Below are 19,802 nucleotides of genomic sequence, written 5' to 3' on the forward strand. Positions count from 1 at the left end.
TACCGACGTCCGCGCAGAATGGAGCACCGCCACCGTGAACAGCGCCCCCTCCCGTGTGCCCGATCTGTCGGACCGCCCGCACCGCCTCGTCGTCGAGCGTGAGATGCGGGCGGATCCGCACGCCATCTACCGTGCGTGGACGGAGCAGTTCGACCTCTGGTTCGCGGCTCCCGGATCGGTCGCGATGACGCCCCGCGTCAACATGCCGTTCTTCTTCGAGACTGAATACGCGCCGAAGCCGGGCACGCCCCCGACCCGGCACCCGCACTACGGCCGATTCCTGCGCCTCGAACCCGACCGACTGGTCGAACTGACCTGGGTCACCGGCCGAGGAGGCACCGCGGGGGCGGAGACGGTGGTCACCGTCGAGCTCACGCCGCACCCGACGGGGACGCTGCTGAGGCTCACCCAGGCGGGGTTCTACGACGAGACCGCCCGCGCGGCCACCGAAGCGGCCTGGAGAGACCTGGTACTACCGCACCAGGACCGGATCCTCGCCGGCCCGGCGGACACCGACTGAGGGACTTCCATGTGCCACACGCCCCTGACGCGGTGCCGTCCGGCGGGACGGGTGAGCCCCGGGTCCGGGTTGGGGCAAGCTCTTGCTCTTCGTTGGGCGCGTGTTCACCGGTTGACCCCACCGCCCCACACCGAACGGGGCCAGACTGACTGGCAGGTCCACGTCACTGGTCTCAACCGACAGCTCTGGAAGGGGCGTTCATGGCCGAGTTGACACGACGCAGACTCCTTGGATCGGCGGCCGGGGCGATCGGTGGTGCGGCGGCCCTCAGTCTGCTGCCGCCCAGCGTCCAGAAGGCCGTCGCCGCGGGGCCGCCCCGCGGCGGCTCGCTGCGGGACGTCAAGCACGTCGTCATGCTGATGCAGGAGAACCGTTCGTTCGACCACTACTTCGGCACGCTGTCGGGGGTGCGGGGGTTCAGCGATCCCCATGCCCTCAAACTGCCCAACGGACGTTCGGTGTTCTACCAGCCCGACTCCGTGAACCCGCGCGGCTATCTGCTGCCGTTCCACCTGGACACGCGCAGCACCAGCGCGCAGGCCATCCCGTCCACGAGCCACGCCTGGTCGGTGCAGCACCAGGCCTGGAACGGCGGCAGGATGGACCAGTGGCTGCCCGCCCACCGCAAGGCGGACGGCGCCAACGGGCCCTATGTGATGGGCTATTACACGCGCGAGGACATCCCGTTCCAGTTCGCGCTCGCGGAGACCTTCACCATCTGCGACAACTACTACAGCTCGGTCTTCGGCCCCACCTGGCCCAACCGGCTGTACTGGATGACGGGCAGCATCGACCCCGGCGGCACCAAGGGCGGCCCGGTGCTCAACAACACCGCGCCCACGCCGTACCGCTGGACGACGTATGCCGAGCGGCTCCAGGCCGCCGGGATCAGCTGGAAGGTCTACCAGCAGGACGACGACTACGGCTGCAACCTCCTTGAGCAGTTCCAGAGCTTCCGCGACGCCAAGCCGGGCTCCGCCCTGTACGAGCGCGGGGTACGCCCGCAGCCCGTGGGCACCTTCGAGGACGATGCCGCGGCCGACCGGCTTCCGGCCGTCTCCTGGATCATGCCGACGAGCTACCAGTCGGAGCACCCGGACTATCTGCCGGCCGCCGGGGCCGACTTCGTGGCGCAGAAGATCGAGGCCATCGCGTCCAACCCCAAGGTCTGGGCGAAGACGGCGTTCATCCTCAACTACGACGAGAACGACGGCCTGTTCGACCACGTGGCCCCGCCGACCCCGAAGGCGGGCACCGCGGACGAGTTCGTCGGCGGGCTGCCCATCGGCGGCGGCTTCCGGGTCCCGGCGATCATCGTGTCGCCGTGGACCGTGGGTGGCTGGGTGGCGAGCGAGGCCTTCGACCACACGTCCGCGCTGCGGTTCCTCGAACACTTCACCGGCGTCAAGGAGCCCAACATCAGCCAGTGGCGGCGCCGCACGTTCGGCGACCTGACCTCGGCGTTCCGGTTCAACAGCGCCCGGCCCAAGCCGCCGCGGCTGCCGGACGACACGGCGGAGCAACTGGCCGAGGCCAAGCGTGAGGTGGCGACCCTGCCGAAGCCGAAGCTGCCGGGCGCCGACCAGTCCTTCCCCAAGCAGGAACGCGGCCAGCGGCCGCACGTGTAGCCCTCTCTGCGGGCGGAGCCTCCAGTGCCTCCTGGGGCTCCGCCCGCAGACCCGCGTTCGCGCCTCAAGGACGCCCGTCCTCAAACCCCCAAGGCCTCAAGGGCCGGGCCGGACCCCTATGACGCGCTGAAAAGCCCCGGCGCGGGCCGGCACCGGTACCGCCAAGGGGCGCGGGAAACCGCGCGGCCGGCCCCCACCGTCCGCGGGCGAGAGCAAGCCGGCGCTCAGGCCGTCGGGCTCGACGACGGGGCCGGGGACCCCGAACGCCGTTGCGGGAGCAGGGTCTTGCAGACCTGGAGGGCCGCCGCGGACTTGGGGTCCGCGGTGTTGAGGCCGCGCAGGCCGCCGCCTCCCGCACCCGGCGACGCCGAGGGCAGAACGACCCCGTGATCCTTGAGGCAGCTGGTGAACGCCTTCATCGCGGTGCTGTCCGCGCCGCCCCCGCCCCGCCCGTTGAACTGCGGCCGCTCGCTCGCACAGGCCTGTGCGGCCTGGCGCTGAGCCGGGTCCGCCGAGGCCCCGCCTCCGAAGCCGCCGAACCCGCCGCCGCCCCCGCCGGGACGCCGGGTGGCGCCGCTGGGCCGGCCCGCTCCCTTGGGCCGTCCGCTGCCGCTCGGGCGCGGCGCCATCGTGACGCCGTGCTGGGCCAGGCACTGGCGGTAGGCATCCATGCCCTTGGCCGCGGCGGACGCGGACGCGGACGCCGTGGGCTTCGCCGCGGCGCTGCCGCTCGCGCCCGACGACGAGCAGGCCGCGAGCAGCAGGCCGCACGCCGCGACGGCGCCGGCGGACACCGCGGCCCGTGCCGCGATCGCGGCACGCGCGGTGGCGGGCCTGCGCTTGGTCCAGGTCATGTCCGGTGTCTCCTCGGTACGTTGGGCGCACGACGGCCTCGCTGATGTGTACGCCGTCGGCGGCCCATGACTGAACCGCACGAGGGTGGGTGCCTCCGGTGGAAGGGCTGGGAGTTCCCTGGGCGCCGGGGTCGACGAGGGGCCCTCGGGGCGTGCGTGGTGGTGCGATACGTAGCGTCACGTCCGTCATGCGAAGTTTCGCCGGCCTTCGCGTTCCCAGGGAACTCCCAGAAAGCTCCCAGGGGTTCCAAAGTGCGGGCGGCCAGGATCCGCCGTCATGAAGGTGCTCCCACGACGGCGCAAAGCCGTCCTGATCAACTCGGTGCTCGGTGTGGCCGTCCTGGCCGGCGCGGGCGGCGCCTACGCCGCGGTGACCAGCCATGACAGCACGCCCGCGCGGACCGGTGAGAAGACCGTCACGGTCACCAAGGGCACGGTCCTCGCCACCGTGTCCGGCTCCGGGGCACTGGCCTCGCCGAGCGACGCGGGGGTGAACTTCACCACCGGCGGCAAGCTCACCGAGGTCGACGTCAAGCCGGGCGACAAGGTCTCCCGGGGCCAGGTCCTCGGCAAGGTCGACGCGACCGCGGCCAGGGAGACCCTGGCTCAGGACGAGGCGGCCCTGACGGCCGCACAGGCCAACCTCACCAAAGTGCGGGAGGGACAGGCGAGTTCGAGCACGGCGGGCGGTTCCGCCGGCGGCTCCTCGACGCGCGGCGGCACCGACGCCGCGCCCGCCCCCGCCGCGACCCCGACGGTCGATCCTGCGCAGCTCGCCCAGGCCGAGGCCCAGCTCACCCAGGCGCAGAACGCGGTGGACGCCGCCCAGCGCGCGGTGGACGGCACCACCCTGACCGCCCCGGTCGCCGGGACGGTCGCGTCCGTGTCGGCGAAGACGGGCGACACCGTCAGCGGCACCGGCGGCAACGGCACGAGCGGGGGCAGCGGGGGTTCGGGAGGCGGCTCCACCTCGGCTTCCAGCAGCACCAGTTCGACCAGCTCCTCAAGCCTGTCCGGGTTCGTGGTGCTCACCAACCCGTCCGGCATGGAAGTCACCGCCAACTTCTCCGAGGCCGACGCGCTCAAGGTGAAGCCCGGCCAGGCGGCGACGGTCACCCTCAACGCCGAAGCCGACAAGGTCCTCAACGCCAAGGTGATTTCGGTGAGTTCCCTGCCCGTGAGCAGCGGCTCGGGGTCGGGCGGGGGCGGAGGCGGGGGCGGCAACAGCGGCTCCGGGAGTGCGGTGCAGTACGCGGCCACCCTCGCCATCACCAGCCCCACCACCGATCTGCGCACCGGTCTCAGCGCGAGCATCCAGGTCGTCACGGGCGAGGCGTCCGGCGCCCTGTCGGTGCCGACCAGCGCGGTGACCGGCACCGGCGCCAACCGGACGGTGACCGTGGTCAAGGCCGACGGCACCACGGAGCGCACCCCGGTCACGGTGGGCCTGGAGGGCGACAGCGCCGACCAGATCCTCAGCGGTCTCAGCGAGGGCGAGAAGGTCCAGCTCGCCAGCGTCTCCGCGACCGGCCAGGGCGGGTTCCCGAGCGGTGCCTTCCCCGGCGGCTTCGGCGGCGGTGCCGCCGGGCGCACCCGCGGGGGCGGCGGCACCACGAGCGGCGGCACCCGCGCCGGTGGCGGCGGGGGTGGCCGCGGATGACGCCGCTCCGGTGGCCGCGCAGGGCCGCCGCGCTGCCCGGGACCACGCCCGACGAGGGGCCCTGGGCTCCGGCGCCGGTGATCGAGGTGCGCTCGCTGATCAAGACGTACGGCCACGGCGACGCCGCCGTACACGCGCTGAGCGGGCCCGTGGACCCGGTGAGCGGTGCGGCCCTCGGGGTCGAACTGGTCGTCCAGCAGGGCGACTTCGTGGCCGTGATGGGCAGTTCGGGCTCCGGCAAGTCGACCCTGATGAACATCCTGGGCTGCCTGGACGTGCCGACCTCCGGGCGTTATCTGCTCGACGGCATCCATGTCGGCGGCCTCGACGAGCGTCAGCTCTCGCTGGTGCGCAACCGCAAGATCGGCTTCGTCTTCCAGTCGTTCAACCTGGTGCCGCGCACCCCGGCGCTGGCGCAGGTCGAACTGCCGCTGGCGTACGCGGGGGTCAAGCCGGCCGAGCGGCGCCGGCGGGCCGAGGCCGCGCTGGCGCTGGTGGGCCTCGCCGACCGGATGGACCACCGGCCCAACGAGCTCTCCGGCGGCCAGCAGCAGCGCGTGGCCGTGGCCCGTGCCCTGGTCACCGCGCCCGCGATGCTGCTCGCGGACGAGCCCACCGGAAACCTCGACAGCCACAGCACCGAGGAGGTGCTCGCGGTCGTGGACCGGCTGAACGCGGCGGGCCGCACGGTCGTCCTGATCACCCACGAGGACGAGGTGGCCCGGCACGCCAAGCGGGTGGTCCGGCTGGTCGACGGACGGATCGTCGACGATGTGCGCCAGGCTCCCGTGGACGGACCGCCGCCCGCGCTGCGCGACGACGCGTCCCTGGTCGGAGGCGGCCGGTGAGCCTGTTCCAGACGCTGCGCTTCGCCTTCGGCGGGCTCGCGGCGAACAAGGTGCGCTCCGCCCTGACGATGCTCGGGGTGCTGATCGGCGTGGCCGCGGTCATCGTGCTCCTCGCCGTGGGCAACGGCTCCTCGCGGGCCGTGAGGGACTCGATCGAGAAGCTCGGCACCAACGCGCTCACGGTGTCCTCGGGCGGCGGCTTCGGCGGCTCGCGCGCGGCGACCGTCACCAAGCCGCTGACCGTGGACGACGCGCGTGCCCTCGCCGACCCGGCGTCCGCGCCGCACATCGAGTCGGTCGCCCCGGAGACCACCACCTCGCAAACCGCCCTGTACGAGGGCACCGCGCACACGGTGAGCCAGGTAGTCGGCACCTACCCGGCGTACTTCAAGGCGTCCAACAGCAAGGTGACCCGGGGCGACTACTTCAGCGACGACGACGTGCTCGGCTCGCGGAAGGTGGCCGTGATCGGCTCGACCACGGCGACCGACGTGTTCGGCACCGCGGATCCGGTCGGCAGGAAGATGACGCTCGGAGGTACGCCGTTCACGGTGGTCGGGGTGCTCGCCACCAAGGGCGGCACCGGGTTCCAGGACCCGGACGACGTCGTGGTCGCACCGCTGCCGACCGTGCAGAACGCCTTCACCGGATTCGGTTCGCTCGGCCAGATCCTCGTCGAGGCCAAGTCGGCCGACGCCACCACACAGGCGCAGGACGAGATCACCACCGTGTTGATGGGGCGGCACGGCATCAAGGACCCGACCGCGCTCGACTTCCGGGTGAGCAGTCAGGCTTCCCTGCTCACCACGCAGGCGGACACCAACAAGACGTTCACGGTGCTGCTGGGCGCGGTGGCGGCGATCTCGCTGCTCGTCGGCGGGATCGGCATCACCAACATCATGCTGGTGACGGTGACCGAGCGGACCCGCGAGATCGGCATCCGCAAGGCGATCGGAGCGCCGCGCGGCGTCATCCTCGGGCAGTTCCTCGCCGAGTCGACCCTGCTCTCGCTGATCGGCGGCGGGCTGGGTGTCGCGGCGGGCCTGATCGGATCGCACTTCACGATCGTCGGCATCAAGCCGGTGATCATCCCCGAATCGGTCGTCGGAGCCTTCGCGATCGCGGTGGCCATCGGGCTGTTCTTCGGCGGCTACCCCGCCAACCGTGCCGCGAGCCTGCGGCCCATCGAAGCGCTGCGGCACGAATGAACCCCATGTACGGACAGGGAGAGGACATGTTCGGCAACGCCGAGATCTTGGAGAACGCCGGCCCCGCGCGCGCCGACGATCCGGAGGACATCCTCGCCGAGCCACCGGACACCCGGGACATCTCGGCCGAGCTCAACGCGCCACCCCGGCCTCAACTGCCGTGGCTGACACTGCTGTTGTCGGGCGGTCTGGTGGCGGGCCTGGCGTTCGCCGGGGGCGCCCTGGTGGAGAAGGACCAGAACCAGGGCTCGTCCTCGGCGCAGCGCACCCCGGCCACGGCGGCCCGTGGCGGCACCGCGGGGAGCACCCAGCGCCAGGGCTTCGGCGCCGGGCAGGGCACCCAGAACGGCCAGAGCGGCCAACGGCAGGGTGCCGGTGCGGGCCCGGGCGCGGCGGGTGGACTGACCATGGGTACGGTGAAGCTCGTCGACGGCAGCACCATCTACGTCACCGACACCCAGGGCAACGTCGTCAAGGTCACCACGGCCGGCAGCACCCAGGTCACCGAGGCAAAGAGCGGCAAGGTGTCCGATCTGCAACCGGGCCAGACGGTGACCGTGCGCGGCAGCCAGAACGCCTCCGGGGACGTCGCGGCGACCACCGTCACCCAGGGCGGCGCGAGCGGTTTCGGCGGGGGCCGGGGCTGACCGCGCGGCCACCGCCCACGCCGTCACAAGGAGGAACCCGATGGCCCCGACGGACGCCGCCGTGCCCGAGGCGAGCCTGCTGGTCGTCGACGACGAGCCCAACATCCGGGAGCTGCTCTCGGCTTCGCTGCGCTTCGTCGGCTTCAAGGTCGTCTCGGCGGCCACCGGGGCCGACGCGCTGGCGGCCGTCGCCAAGGAGCGCCCCGACCTGGTGGTGCTCGATGTGATGCTGCCCGACATGACGGGCTTCGCCGTGGTGCGCAGGCTCCGCGAGGAGCCGGGTGCGGGGCCGGGTCCGGACCATCTGCCGGTGCTCTTCCTGACCGCGAAGGACGGCGTCGACGACAAGATCAGCGGTCTGACGGCGGGCGGCGACGACTACGTCACCAAGCCGTTCAGCCTGGAGGAGCTGATCGCCCGCATCCGCGCGATCCTGCGCCGCACCGGCGGTCCGAGCGGCGAGGGCCGTCTGGTGGCGGGCGACCTGGAACTCGACCCGGTGGGCCACCAGGTGCTGCGGGGCGGGCGGGCGGTCTCGCTCTCCCCCACCGAGTTCAAGCTGCTCGCCTATCTGATGGCCAACGCCGACCGGGTCGTGTCCAAGCCGCAGATCCTCGACCATGTGTGGGCGTACGACTTCGGCGGCGACCTCAGCATCGTCGAGTCGTACATCTCGTACGTGCGCCGCAAGGTGGACTCCGGGGCGGACGGCGCGCCCAAGCTCATCCACACCGTGCGCGGCATCGGCTATGTGCTGCGCCGGCCGCAGTCCTGAGGTGTCCGGCCGATGCTGAGGTACCTCCGGGCGCGGCTCGGCCGGCTGCCGCGCCGCTTCGCCGCGCTCTCGCTGCGCTCGCGGCTCGTGCTGCTCTCCATGGCCCTGGTGGCGCTCGGGCTCACGGTCAGCGACACCGTCGTCCTGAGCTCGGTGCGCGGCCAGTTGGTGCAACGGGTGGACCAGCAGCTGAACCGGTTCGGGGACTCGGTGGCACACCGGGTCGGCGTCGAGGGCACTCCCGCGTCCAGGCCCGGCCGAACGGGGGGCGGCCGGGCCTGGCTGCCCAGTCAGTACGTCATCGCGTTCGCCGCCGACGACGGCAAGGTCACCGAACAGTTCCGCCAGCCGGTCGCGGCGGCCGATCCACGGCCGACCTGGCCGGTGATGGACGCGGCGGCGCTCCGGGCCCACCTCGGCAAGCCCTTCGAGGTGCCCAGCGATCACGGCGGCGGCAGCTGGCGGATGCTGATCGTGCCGGTGGACAGCGGCGACCCGGCGCTGCCCGCCGGGGTGATCGTGGCGGCGCCGCTTGAGGAGGTCTCGGCCACGGTCGACCATCTGGCCACGGCCTTCCAGCTCATCGGGGTCGTCGTCGCGCTGCTGCTCGGGGTGGCGGGCTGGTTCGCGGTACGGGCCGGGCTCCGTCCGTTGCGCCGGATCGAGGCGACGGCGGCGGAGATCGCGGCCGGCCGGCCGCTCTCGCACCGGATGCCGGACGCCTCTCCGCACACCGAGGCCGGGCGGCTCACCAGCGCGCTCAACGGGATGCTGGCCCAGCTCGAATCGGCGTTCGCGGCGCGCGCCGAGTCCGAGGGGCAGATGCGTCGCTTCGTCGCGGACGCCAGCCACGAGCTGCGCACCCCGCTGGCCGGGATCCGCGGCTTCGCCGAGCTGTACCGCATGGGCGCGCTGCCCGACGAGGCCGATGTGAAGCGCACCATGGCCCGCATCGAGAGCGAGGCGGTACGGCTCGGCGGTCTGGTCGAGGACCTGCTCACCCTGGTCCGCATGGACGAGCAGCGCCCGGTCCAGCTCGCCCCGATGGATCTGCGCACCCTCGCGGTGGACGCCCTGCACGACACCCGGGCCCTGGACCCGGCCCGCGAGGTGACCCTGACCGGGCCCGGCGGGGCGGGCGTGCCCGGTCCCGCCCCCGTGCTCGGCGACGAGGCACGACTGCGCCAGGTGGTCGCGAACCTCGTCGGCAACGCCGTCGCGCACACACCGCCGGGCACCGCGGTACGGATCGGAGTGGGCACGACCGGGGGCCACTGCCTCATCGAGGTCGCCGACACGGGACCGGGGCTGGCGCCCGAACAGGCGGCCCGCGTCTTCGAGCGCTTCTACCGGGTGGACGCCTCGCGCAGCCGGCAGGCCGGGGGCGGCGCGGGTCTGGGTCTGGCCATCGCCTCGGCCCTGGTGCAGGCCCATCACGGGCGGGTGGAGCTGGTGACCGCGCCGGGCGAGGGCGCGGTGTTCCGGGTGCTGCTGCCCGCCGCGACCTGAGCGGGCGGCCGGACGGATCGGGGCGGGGCGGGCGCCGGACGGGACCGGCTCGGACCCACTCCCCCGGACCGGCCCGAGTGCGGGCGGGGCCAAGGGCTCCTAGCGTGGGTTCATGATCCGGTTCGAGCAGGTCAGCAAGGTCTATCCGGACGGCACGCGTGCCGTCGACGACCTGTCCTTCGAGGTCGCGGAGGGCGAACTGGTCACCCTGGTCGGACCGTCCGGCTGCGGCAAGACGACCACGATGATGATGGTGAACCGGCTCATCGAGCCCACCTCGGGCCGCATCCTGGTCGACGGCGAGGACATCTCCACGCTCGACCCGGTGAAGCTGCGCCGCCGGATCGGTTACGTCATCCAGCAGGTCGGCCTCTTCCCGCACCGCACGATCCTCGACAACACCGCGACGGTCCCGGCGCTGGTCGGCTGGAAGCGGGCGAAGGCCCGGGCGCGGGCGGCCGAGCTGCTCGACCTCGTCGGCCTCGACCCGTCGACGTACGGTCCGCGCTACCCCGCCCAGCTCTCGGGCGGCCAGCGCCAACGGGTGGGCGTGGCAAGGGCGTTGGCTGCCGATCCCCCGGTTCTCCTGATGGACGAGCCGTTCGGCGCGGTCGACCCGGTGGTGCGCGAGCGCCTCCAGAACGAGTTCCTGAGCCTTCAGGCGACCGTGCGCAAGACGGTCCTCCTGGTCACGCACGACATCGAGGAGGCCGTGCGGATGGGCGACCGCATGGCGGTGTACGGCTCGGGACGCATCGAGCAGTTCGACACCCCGGCGTCGGTCCTGGGCGCGCCCTCCACCGCGTACGTGGCCCAGTTCGTGGGCGCGGACCGGGGGTTGAAGCGCCTGTCGGTCACGACGGTGGAGCCGGACGACCTGGAGCAGCCGCCACTCGTACGGCTCGACGAGCCCGCGCCGACGGCCGCCGCCCGGCTGCGCGGCGAGGACGCGCGCTGGGCGGTGGTGCTCAACGAGGCCGGCGAGCTGCACGGCTGGGTCGCCGCCGACGAACTCTCCCTGGCGGGGGCGGGTTCGGTGGCGGAGCTGGCCCGGCGCATGGAGGCGTGGGTGCCGGTCGGGGCGCCGCTCAAGCAGGCCTTCAGCGAGATGCTCCAGTACGACGCGGGCTGGGTCGCCGTGGTGGACGGCGCCCGCTTCCTCGGCGTACTGACCCCCGCGAAACTGCACGAGGCGCTGCGCCGCTCGGTGGACGCGGACGCGCTGGGCGTGGACCGGACGGAGGTCGACTTCGACTCGATCGCGGACGCCTGAGCGCCGGGCCGCCGATCAACTCGTCTCAGGGAGAGTGAAGTTGGGCCCGCCCGCCCCTTACGTTCCACGGGACGCGTGGTTACCATCCGGTAGCCCTCGTACGGGCCGCACCCCGCACCCCACCACTGCTGGAGCCGCCATGCGCCTCGCACCCGCCGCCGCCGCGCTCGCTCTGCTCGCCGGCACGATCGCCCTCGCCCCCACGGCCACCGCCGCCCAGGCCGCTCCGGCCGCCGCAGCCCCCGTCCCCGTCGTCTTCGTGCACGGCCGCAATGCCGATCCCGGCGTCTGGGGCACCATGAAGGACCGCTTCGAGCAGGCCGGTTACCCCGCAGGCGACCTCTTCGCGTGGGGCTACGACTCCAGCCGCTCGACCAACGAGGTCTTGGCCGGCCAGTTCGCCGCGTACGTCGACTCCGTACGCGCCCAGACCGGCTCCGCGCAGGTCGACATCGTCGCGCACAGCCAGGGCAGCCTGCCCACCCGCTGGTACGTGAAGTTCGGCGGCGGCACGAACGTGGTGCGGCACTGGGTGTCCCTCGGCGGGCCCAACCACGGGACGAGCCTGGCCTGGGCGTGTGCGATCTGGGACCAGGGCTGCCGCGACATGACCCCGAACTCGTACGTGGAGAGCCATCTGGCGAGCGGCAGCGAGACCCCGGGCCCGACGAAGTACGCCACGTTCTGGTCGGACTGCGACGAGTTCATCCTGCCCAACAGCAGTGTCCCGCTGTCCGGCGCGGTCAACACCGACGTCGGCTGCCTCGCCCACAACGACCTCCTGACCGACCCGCCCACCGCCCAGGGAGTGCTCAACTTCCTCAAGCAGTAGGCCGGTTGGAGGTCGCGTCAGATCAGGTGCTTGGACTTGAGGTAGTTCTTCGCCACGTCCTCGGGCAGCCGGCGCCAGCTGTCGACCTGTTCGTTGAGGGCGGCGAGGTCGGCCGTGGTGAGCACTGTGTTGAGCCGGCCGAGCGCTCCCGTCACGCCCGCACTGCCCGCCCGTGAGCGGTTGACCACCGGCACGATGTAGTCAGCGTTCTGGAGGTGCTTGTCGTCGGCGAGCAGCACCAGGCCGAACTGGCCGAGCGTGGCGTCCGTCGTGGTGGTCAGGACCATCTGGTCCTGACCGCTCTGGACGGCCTGCTTCGCCGGAGTGGTGCCCACGCCCTTGGGGTCGACGGCCGTCACATCGATCCCGTACACCTTCTTCAGGCCCGGCTCGCAATAGGGGCGTTGAACGCATTCGTCGCCCGCCGCGAGCCGGACCGGAAGCCCCGCCGCGCCGAGGTCGCTCAGCGTCTTCAGCCGGTGCTCGCGCGCATAGGACTCGGCGACGGCGAACGCGTTCTGGTCCACCGCCCTGCCGGGGTCCAGAACGGTCAGACCCCGCGGGGTGGCCAGGGCGCGCAGCGCCGTCATCGTGCGGTTCAGGTCGGGCGAGCCGACGGGCTTGGCGCCGGCGCCGTGCGCCTTGGCGTTGAGCCAGTCCGCGAAGGTGGCCGCGTACTCCGCCACGACGTCGATCTGGCCGCTCTCCAGGGCGGGTTCGTAGATCTCCCGGTTGGTGACCGAGAGGATCTTCGTGTGGTAGCCCGCCTTGTCGAGCAGCTGCGCGTACATCTGGGCGAGGAGGTCGCTCTCGGTGAATCCGGCGGATCCGATCGTCAGGTGCTTGTTGTCGCCGGGCGGCGCGGTGACCGCACCCTGCTTCTCCAGGCTCGGCCCGGTGGTGCAGGCGGTGAGCACCGTCAGGACGAGGGCCGCGAGCAGCCGGCGGGGCCTCATCCGAAACCGCCCCTCGCCCACTGCGGCGCGAAGCGCTGGACCAGTTCGAAGACGCCTTCCACGACGAGTGCGAAGACCGCCACCAGGACGGCGCCGGCGACGACTTGGGGCGTCGAGGCGAGGTTGAACCCGGCGGTGATGATCCGGCCGAGCCCGCCGCCGCCCGCCAGGGCCGCGAGCGTGGCGGTCGCGACCAGTTGGACGGCGGCGATGCGCACCCCGGTGAGGATCAGCGGCAGGGCCAGCGGAAGCTCGACGTGGAACAGGAGTTGGCGGCCGGTCATGCCCATGCCCCGGGCCGCGCGCACCACGTCCCGGTCGACCTCGCGCATGCCGACATAGGCGTTGGTCAGCAGCGGCGGCACGGCGAAGAGGATCAGCGCGATGATGGTCGGCCACTCGCCGTACTTGCCGATCGGGGTCAGCAGGAGCAGGACGAGGACGGCGAAGGTGGGCACCGCACGGCCCACGTTGGAGATGTTGACGGCGAGGGTGCCGCCCTTGCCGAGGTGGCCGAGGACGAGAGCGACGGGCAGCGCGATCAGACAGCTCAGGACGAGGCACAGGGCGGTGAGCCACAGGTGCTGGCCGAGCCGGTTCCAGATACCGTTCTCACCCGACCAGTGGGCGGCCGAGGTGAGCCACGACCAGGTCTCGGAGAGCGTGTTCATGAGGGCACCGCCCGCGTCCAGGGGGTCAGCAGGCGCTGGATGGCGAGCAGCAGCAGGTCCGCGGCGACGGCGATCACCACGCACAGCACGGAGGCGGTCAGCACCTGGGCCTTGAAGTACGTGTTCATCCCGGCGTAGATCAGATTGCCGAGTCCGCCGTAACCGACGATCGCGCCGACCGTCACCAGGGAGACCGCGGAGACGGTGGCGATCCGCAGTCCGGCCATGGCGGCCGGGACCGCGAGGGGGAGCTCGACCGCCAGGAGCAGGCGCACCGGCCCGTACCCCATGCCGCGGGCCGCCTGCCGGGTGTCCTCCGGCACGGCCCGCAGCCCGGCCAGGATGTTCCGCACGAGCAGGGTCAGCGAGTACAGGACCAGGCCCGCGACGACGATCGAGGCGGAGAGCCCGTACACCGGCAGGAGCAGCGAGAACATGGCGAGCGACGGAATGGTGTAGAGGATCGTCGTGACGCCGAGGACGGGGCCCGCCGCCCACCGCCAGCGGCGGGCCGCGACGGCCAGCGGTACGGCGATGACCAGGCCGATCGCCACGGAGACCGCGGTGAGCTGGAGGTGCTGGACGACCGCGTCCCACAGGATCTGGCTGCGGCTCGACAGATAGGCGCCGCAGATCCACTCATTGCGCGCGAGGCAGTCGTCGGGGGGCGCGGTCACCCGCTCATTGGATCCCGCCGCCCCGCCCGGCCGCGCGTCCTGGTGGGCTGTTCGGGGCAGCCGCCGTCCGGGCGCGGGGGCCGGGCCAGGCATCCGGCCCCCGCTTCCCGGGTCTCACAGCCCGGCGTCGCAGCAGCCGTCGCGGCGCATCAGGCGGCCCACCTCAAGCCAGTCCTCGGCCTTCGCCGCGGGGTGCCGCTCGTGCGGCTGGAACGCGGACACCAGGTCCGCGGTCAGGTGCGGGACGCCACCCCTGAGCACGCCCGTGGTGCGCACCAGGGAGTCGAAGTCACTGAACGGGTCGCCGTCGACCAGGGTGAGGTCGGCGAGCTTGCCGCGCTCGACCGTGCCGAGTTCCTTGTCGAGCCCGAAGAGCCGGGCGGGGTGGACGGTCGCGGTGCGCAGCGCCGCGGCCGGCGAGAGGCCGCCGAGATGGAGGGCGCGGAGTCCCAGGTGGAGGGAGAGCCCGACGGGCACGAGCGGCTGGTCCGTGCCGAGGGCGAGCAGGCCACCGCCGTCGATCACGCGGCGGTACACATCGGTCTCCGTGCGCAGCGTGGCGAGCTGGGCCGCGGTGGGCGCCGTGCCCGCCGACTGCCGTACGGCCGCCGAGTCCCACGGCGGCATCACGGTGGTGACCCGGGGGTCGTCGGCGAGGGCCGGGTCCGCGCCCAGCAGTGGCGCCGAGGTGAACGGCGTCACGATGAGCGCGAAGTTGACGCCGTGCGCCGTGTAGATCTCGATGACGTCCTCGTAGGCGTGTCCGGTCGCGGAGGTCGCGTGGCCGAACTCGGCGCGCTGGGTGGCCAGGAGATGGGTCGTCAGGTCCTGGCCGACCTGTACGCCCGGTGAGAGCAAATGACTGCCCGAGCGCACACCGAGCCGTTCGTGGGCGAACCGCGCGGCCTGTTCCATCAGCCAACTGGGCGCCCTCACATAGGTTTTGACGAAGTCCCAGTCGAGGGCTGCGCCGCGTTCGAGAGAGCGCTTGAGGCCTGCCTCGGTGCGGTGGGCGCGGCCCATGCTGTAGGCGACGCGGGCACCGTCGAGCAGTTCGCCGGTGGTGAGCAGCCGCGGCCCGGCGAGCTGGCCGGTGGCCACGGCCTCGCGGATGCGGGCCTGTTCGTAGGCGAAGCCGCCGAGCGACACGGCGGTGGTGATGCCGTAGGTGAGCTGGCCGACCGTCTGACGGCCTCCGTAGGTGCTCTGCCACGGGTGGGTGTGGGTGTCCCAGAGCCCGGGCAGCACGGTCTGGCCCGAGGCGTCGACGACGCGCCGCGCCCCGCGCCTGCGGTGCGGCTCGACGGACGCGACGCGGCCGGCGCGCACCACGATGTCGACGTCCTCGCGCACCGATTCGCCCGTGCCGTCCCAGAGCCGTCCCGCGTGCACCACGGTGTCGGCGGGCGCGGGCCTGCGCTGGTCGAGCGGCACCCGCACGGTGCGCGCACCGCCGCCGTCGACGCCGATGAGCCGCAGCCGCGCGCCGGAGAGGTAGAGCAGCGTCCTGGAGTCGCCGGACCAGGACGGGTGGTCGGCCGGCTCGGTGGTGAGGGTGCGCGGCGGACCCTGCGGGGTGCCGTCGGGCGCGACGGGCAGGACGCACAGCGCGGATTCGACGACGACCGCCATCCAGCGCCCGTCGGGCGACCACACGGGCCCGGAGTCGTAGCGGTCGGCGATGGAGACGTGCGGGGCGACGGCGTGCAGACGGTCGGCCCCGGTGGTGGTGTCGACGACCCGGATGACGTTGTAGCCCTCCCGGAACCGCAGGTTGAGCCGGTTGCGGTCGCACAGGGCGAGATGGCGGCCGTCGGGCGACCAGCTCGGCCGTCCCGGCAGCCCGCCGGCGCCGAGCGCCGACGCCAGGACGCGGTCGGTACCGCTCGCGAGGTCCCGTACGACGAGCCGCCCCGACATGTCGATGGAGGCGAGCCGCGCGCCGTCGGGCGAGAGCGCCGGATGCACCCGGCCGCCGGTCGCGAGCGCGTTCTCCGTCCCGTCGGCGAGGTTCCGGCGGTAGATGCCGAGCAGCCCGTCGCGGTCGTCGGCGTACAGGAGCGAGCGGCCGTCGCGTGCCCAGACCGGCCCGAGCAGATAGCGCGTGGCCGATGACTGGCGCAGCCGCTCGGGCGGCCTGGTACCCGAAGTGTGCGCGATCCAGAGCGAGTTGAGGGCGGCGAAGGCGATCTGCCGGCCGTCGGGCGACAGTGCGGGCAGATGGATGCCGCGCACCGGGCGGACCCTTTCCTCGCCGAGGTCGTACGACTTGACCTGGTAGCGCGGCCGGTCGACGGGCAGCACTCCCGCGAACGGGATCCGCTCCGGCTCGGCCGGCTCGTCCGGACGCACCAGGGTGAACGTGCCGTCCACGGTGAGCAGCAGCCGGCCGTCATGCGTCCAGCGCGGGGGCATCGGCGCGATGTCCCCGGCGACGGGGACGGGTGTGCCGTCGACGACCAGCGCACAGGAGGCGCTGGGCGCGGCGGTGGTGCGCAGGTAGGCGAGGCGGTGGCCATCGGGTGCCAGAGCGGGCGTCATGACCTGGGCGTTCTCGGTCTCGGTGTGTTCGATGGTGACCGCGCCCGCGACCTGGGCGGGGACGGCGGCGACGGTCCTGGCGTCCACGCCGAGCCCGAACGGCGTGGTGACGGCCTTGGCCCGGACGAAGAGGATCCGCTTGCCGTCGGGTGACCAGCTCGGGTCGAAGTCCTCGAACGGGCCGTCCTGGAGCGGACCGTCCTGGCCGGAAAGGCCGGTGAGGCGGGTCAACCGGCCGGTGGGCAGGTCGAGTACGTGGATGCGGTAGGGGCTGCCGGCCACCGGGTCGCCGCCGCGCTCGGAGGAGAAGGCGATGCGCGTGCCGTCGGGCGACCAGGCGGGGCCGCGGTCGTCCCAGGGGCCTTCGGTGCGTTGGCGCACCTCGGATCCGTCGGGCCGCATGGTCCAGATGTGGTAGCCACCGCCCTGGTACGCGCTGAACGCGATGAGCTCCCCGTCGGGGGCGTGCACGGGCCGGGTGGGTTCGAGCCCGGCCGGGGTGAGCGGCTCGGCCTTGCCGCCGGCGCGGGGCAGGGACCACAGGACGTCCTGGATCTCGGCGATCAGGTGGTCCCCCGCGGGCGACAGACTCGCGGCCCCGTTGGTGGCGGCCGTGAAGGACAGGGAGAGCCCGGTGCGCGCAGCGGCCAGGGCCGGGGCGGGCACGGCGCCGACGGCGGTGACGGCCCCGGCTGCGCCCGCGGCGGCGAGGAGTTGACGGCGGGAGAGGGCGGGAGAAGTGGGAGCGGGGTCACGGTCCATGACAGAGCACGCTGGCGCACCGCATGGCGCAGGGGCAACACCGCCATTCCCGCCAAACGGGTACGACCGTCACCAAGCTCCTTGTGCAGCACCGCCCTTGGACGGTCGGTCCGGGCATGCGTGCCGGTGCGCCGGCGGCTACCGCGCGAGCCGGACGGGCCGCGCCTTGAGGGCGCGGGAGCGGAAGGAGGGGCACCGCATCAGCTCGTCCGGGCGCCTCCGCTCGGCCGCGTGGCCCCGCTGCGGCTCGGGCGTGTCCCTACTGGGGCTTGAAGGAGCGGATCTGGTAATTGCCCTGGAGGTTGCCGCCCTTGCCGGACTCGGTGGATCCGACGCGTGCGTTGTAGTTGGTCCGGGTGTAGTACTGCACGCGGTGTCCGGTCTTGTTCCACACCGAGAGGACGTTCTTGCCCTTCTGGATGAAGGAGCAGTTGTCCGCGGTGTTGGCCAGCTTGGACTGCGACCACTGACAGCGGGTGCCCGAGCCGTTCCATCCGCTGTAGATGCAGAAGTATCCGGATGTGCAGGTGTAGGCCGCCGCGCGGGCGGGTGCAGCGGGAGCCGCGGTCGCGGTGGGGACGACACCCAGGGCGGCGACCAGGGCCACGGAGGCGACGGCGAACGAGTGGATACGACGCATGGGACAACACCTCTTTCTCGTCGGCGGTCCCCCGGTCCGGGCCTCGCGGGCCGGCCGTCGAGGATCGCGTGGGCGCGGGGAGGCCGGGGCCGAACGGCCCGCCGATGGGGCCGCCCCGCGAAAACACCGCCCAGTATTTCGTCGCGTCCCGGCCCGCCAGCAGGGCATTTCACGCCGTCCGGGCCGGTGCGGGGGCAGACGGGCTCGCACTCCGGTGGTGCGCCGGGGCCCGCTCCCCGCGCCCCGAGGTCCGTTCGTTGCGGCGGACGGGTGATATCCGGGGGCGTGCGCGGCGGGGCGCGTGCGCGGCGCCGCGCGGACGTGAAAGGGAGTCTCCCAGAGATCCAATTTGTATGACAATCATCCGAGCCAGAGGAACGCACATGCCTGCCCCAGCTCTTCACGCCCTGACCGCCGCACCCGCCCGCCGCAGTCCGCGCACGCGGGTCGCCGCCCTCGCGGCGCTCACCGCCGCGGGGACCGTCCTGTCGGGCCCGACGACGGCCTTCGCCGCCCCCGGCGACAACGGCGACGTCAAGATCCACGCGATGGGTACGCAGTTCACCGACCAGCGCAACGAGCCCAAGGTCTGCGGCTTCTACCTGGACGCCTTCAACTTCGACACCGTCCAGAGCGTCACGTATCAGATCAGCACCCAGCCCGCCAGGGCGGGCGGCGCCTCCCTGTCCGGCACCCTCCAACTCGCCACCGGCACCGGGCACTCCGCGCCTCTGACGCTGCCCGACGGGCAGTACAAGCTCGTCTGGAACATCGTCGGCGGCAAGGGCGCGGGCAAGCAGAAGGTCTTCGACGTCGCGTGCAAGACGCCCATCAGCAGCCGCGTGGCACCGCACGGCGGGGTGCCCGCGGGCGGCGGCGGTCTCGCCGAGACCGCCGGTGTCCCACAGGCCGGTGCGGTGGCCGGCGTGGGGCTCGTCTCGGTCGCCGGGGTGCTCTGCATCCGCCGCCTGCGCCGCCGCCCCGATGGCGCAGCGTAGCGGCGCCCCCCTCACCCGGCGCCGGACGCGCGCCTACCGCCTGACACGGACGGCCGCGCTGACGCTGTCCCTGGTGGTGGGCGGCGTCTGGTGGGCGCAGGACGACGAGGGCGCGGTGCCCGCGGCGGCCGCGCCCCACGACGGCGGGGTGGCGGTGGCGTCCGCCGGCGACAGCCGGGGGCCGGCCGCCACACGAACGCCGGCGCCGTCCGCGCTGCCGCCGTCCCCCGCGGTGTCGCTGGCGGTTCCGCACCTCGGCATCGAGGCCCCGGCCGTCCCCCTGGGCCTGGACGCCGAGCGCCGCCTCACCACCCCTCCCGTGGACGACGCCAAGGTGGTGGGCTGGTACCAAGGCGGGCCTTCCCCGGGCGAGTTGGGGACGGCCGTCGCCGTCGGACACCGCGACACCAGGACCGGGCCCGCCGTCTTCGCGGCGCTGCGGACGCTGCGCCCCGGCCGCACGATCGAGGCGCGTCGCGCGGACGGCAGGATCGCCGTGTACACGGTGGACAAGGTCACGACGTACGAGAAGGCACACTTCCCCGACCAGGAGGTCTACGGTTCGACGGGCCGGCCGGAGCTGCGCCTGATCACCTGCGGTGGCCGGTTCAGTACGAAGACGGGATACGAGAGCAACCTCGTCGTCTTCGCCCATCTCACCGAGGTCCGCGCCTCCCCGGCCCACCCGGCGCATCGAGCTCATCGGGCCTAGGGCTTGTCTGACAAATGATCACCGAGCGTGTGCGTGCTCCGTCCAATTGCCTTGCCGTCCTGACGTCAGCCAGTGATTCTGGGCAGGTGCC

18 protein-coding genes are annotated in these 19,802 nt (G+C 72.8%); 12 read left to right on the forward strand and 6 right to left on the reverse strand.

Translation table 11 applies throughout. The features are described from left to right. Positions 1–34 precede the first annotated feature (34 nt). Both ACFYNP_RS36495 and ACFYNP_RS36500 read left to right on the forward strand, forming a co-directional pair. Entirely contained in the window at positions 35–520 is a 486-nt protein-coding gene (locus ACFYNP_RS36495; protein WP_388419235.1) for an SRPBCC domain-containing protein, read from the forward strand. 200 nt (positions 521–720) lie between these two features. Next, on the forward strand, positions 721–2,148 hold the full coding sequence (locus ACFYNP_RS36500; protein ID WP_388419237.1) for an alkaline phosphatase family protein: 1,428 nt from the start codon (positions 721–723) through the stop codon (positions 2,146–2,148). Between the two features lie 224 nt (positions 2,149–2,372). Here the strand turns inward: ACFYNP_RS36500 and ACFYNP_RS36505 are convergent, their stop codons facing one another. Continuing rightward, on the reverse strand, positions 2,373–3,002 hold the full coding sequence (locus ACFYNP_RS36505; protein WP_388791583.1) for a hypothetical protein: 630 nt from the start codon (positions 3,000–3,002) through the stop codon (positions 2,373–2,375). 277 nt (positions 3,003–3,279) lie between these two features. Between ACFYNP_RS36505 and ACFYNP_RS36510 the strand changes: the two genes are divergently transcribed. The 8 genes from ACFYNP_RS36510 to ACFYNP_RS36545 all read left to right on the forward strand — a co-directional run bounded on the left by ACFYNP_RS36510 (position 3,280) and on the right by ACFYNP_RS36545 (position 11,754). After that, positions 3,280–4,662, forward strand: a complete 1,383-nt coding sequence (locus ACFYNP_RS36510) for an efflux RND transporter periplasmic adaptor subunit (RefSeq protein WP_388791585.1) — start codon at positions 3,280–3,282, stop codon at positions 4,660–4,662. Then, a complete protein-coding gene (locus tag ACFYNP_RS36515) occupies positions 4,659–5,510 on the forward strand; it encodes an ABC transporter ATP-binding protein (protein ID WP_388419242.1) in 852 nt (283 codons plus the stop codon). The genes ACFYNP_RS36510 and ACFYNP_RS36515 overlap by 4 nt, the downstream gene beginning before the upstream one ends. Beyond that, on the forward strand, positions 5,507–6,718 hold the full coding sequence (locus ACFYNP_RS36520; protein ID WP_388791587.1) for an ABC transporter permease: 1,212 nt from the start codon (positions 5,507–5,509) through the stop codon (positions 6,716–6,718). Before ACFYNP_RS36515 ends, ACFYNP_RS36520 begins: the two co-directional genes overlap by 4 nt. Positions 6,719–6,723: 5 nt before the next feature. Continuing rightward, positions 6,724–7,365, forward strand: coding sequence for a DUF5666 domain-containing protein (locus ACFYNP_RS36525; RefSeq protein WP_388791589.1), 642 nt, complete (start codon positions 6,724–6,726; stop codon positions 7,363–7,365). A gap of 40 nt (positions 7,366–7,405) precedes the next feature. Further along, positions 7,406–8,140 carry a response regulator transcription factor gene (locus ACFYNP_RS36530; RefSeq protein ID WP_388419248.1) on the forward strand — a complete coding sequence of 245 codons (735 nt, stop codon included), beginning with the start codon at positions 7,406–7,408 and terminating at the stop codon, positions 8,138–8,140. A gap of 12 nt (positions 8,141–8,152) precedes the next feature. Beyond that, positions 8,153–9,649 carry a sensor histidine kinase gene (locus tag ACFYNP_RS36535; RefSeq protein ID WP_388791591.1) on the forward strand — a complete coding sequence of 499 codons (1,497 nt, stop codon included), beginning with the start codon at positions 8,153–8,155 and terminating at the stop codon, positions 9,647–9,649. A 112-nt stretch (positions 9,650–9,761) separates the two neighbouring features. Then, positions 9,762–10,922: a betaine/proline/choline family ABC transporter ATP-binding protein gene (locus tag ACFYNP_RS36540; protein WP_388419251.1), complete on the forward strand. Its 1,161-nt coding sequence runs from the start codon at positions 9,762–9,764 to the stop codon at positions 10,920–10,922. A gap of 139 nt (positions 10,923–11,061) precedes the next feature. Then, complete coding sequence (locus ACFYNP_RS36545; RefSeq protein ID WP_388419253.1) at positions 11,062–11,754, forward strand: alpha/beta fold hydrolase; 693 nt, start codon at positions 11,062–11,064, stop codon at positions 11,752–11,754. A 17-nt stretch (positions 11,755–11,771) separates the two neighbouring features. On the opposite strand, the gene ACFYNP_RS36550 is transcribed toward ACFYNP_RS36545, so the two are convergent. The 5 genes from ACFYNP_RS36550 to ACFYNP_RS36570 form a co-directional block, all read right to left on the reverse strand. Next, positions 11,772–12,710 carry an ABC transporter substrate-binding protein gene (locus ACFYNP_RS36550; protein ID WP_388791593.1) on the reverse strand — a complete coding sequence of 313 codons (939 nt, stop codon included), beginning with the start codon at positions 12,708–12,710 and terminating at the stop codon, positions 11,772–11,774. After that, on the reverse strand, positions 12,707–13,381 hold the full coding sequence (locus ACFYNP_RS36555) for an ABC transporter permease (protein WP_388419257.1): 675 nt from the start codon (positions 13,379–13,381) through the stop codon (positions 12,707–12,709). Before ACFYNP_RS36555 ends, ACFYNP_RS36550 begins: the two co-directional genes overlap by 4 nt. Next, complete coding sequence (locus tag ACFYNP_RS36560) at positions 13,378–14,058, reverse strand: ABC transporter permease (RefSeq protein WP_388419259.1); 681 nt, start codon at positions 14,056–14,058, stop codon at positions 13,378–13,380. The genes ACFYNP_RS36555 and ACFYNP_RS36560 overlap by 4 nt, the downstream gene beginning before the upstream one ends. Before the next feature lie 114 nt (positions 14,059–14,172). Then, positions 14,173–17,361, reverse strand: a complete 3,189-nt coding sequence (locus ACFYNP_RS36565) for an amidohydrolase family protein (protein WP_388791595.1) — start codon at positions 17,359–17,361, stop codon at positions 14,173–14,175. 259 nt (positions 17,362–17,620) lie between these two features. Beyond that, positions 17,621–18,001, reverse strand: coding sequence for a peptidase inhibitor family I36 protein (locus ACFYNP_RS36570; protein WP_388419263.1), 381 nt, complete (start codon positions 17,999–18,001; stop codon positions 17,621–17,623). A gap of 383 nt (positions 18,002–18,384) precedes the next feature. On the opposite strand from ACFYNP_RS36570, the gene ACFYNP_RS36575 reads away from it, so the two are divergent. Together ACFYNP_RS36575 and ACFYNP_RS36580 are read left to right on the forward strand one after the other, a co-directional pair. Further along, complete coding sequence (locus tag ACFYNP_RS36575; protein WP_388791597.1) at positions 18,385–18,999, forward strand: hypothetical protein; 615 nt, start codon at positions 18,385–18,387, stop codon at positions 18,997–18,999. After that, positions 18,986–19,711: a class F sortase gene (locus tag ACFYNP_RS36580; protein ID WP_388791599.1), complete on the forward strand. Its 726-nt coding sequence runs from the start codon at positions 18,986–18,988 to the stop codon at positions 19,709–19,711. Before ACFYNP_RS36575 ends, ACFYNP_RS36580 begins: the two co-directional genes overlap by 14 nt. The last annotated feature ends 91 nt before the right edge of the window (positions 19,712–19,802 follow it).

Origin of the sequence: Streptomyces sp. NPDC006691 (genome assembly GCF_042869955.1) — a bacterium.
Classification (GTDB): domain Bacteria; phylum Actinomycetota; class Actinomycetes; order Streptomycetales; family Streptomycetaceae; genus Streptomyces.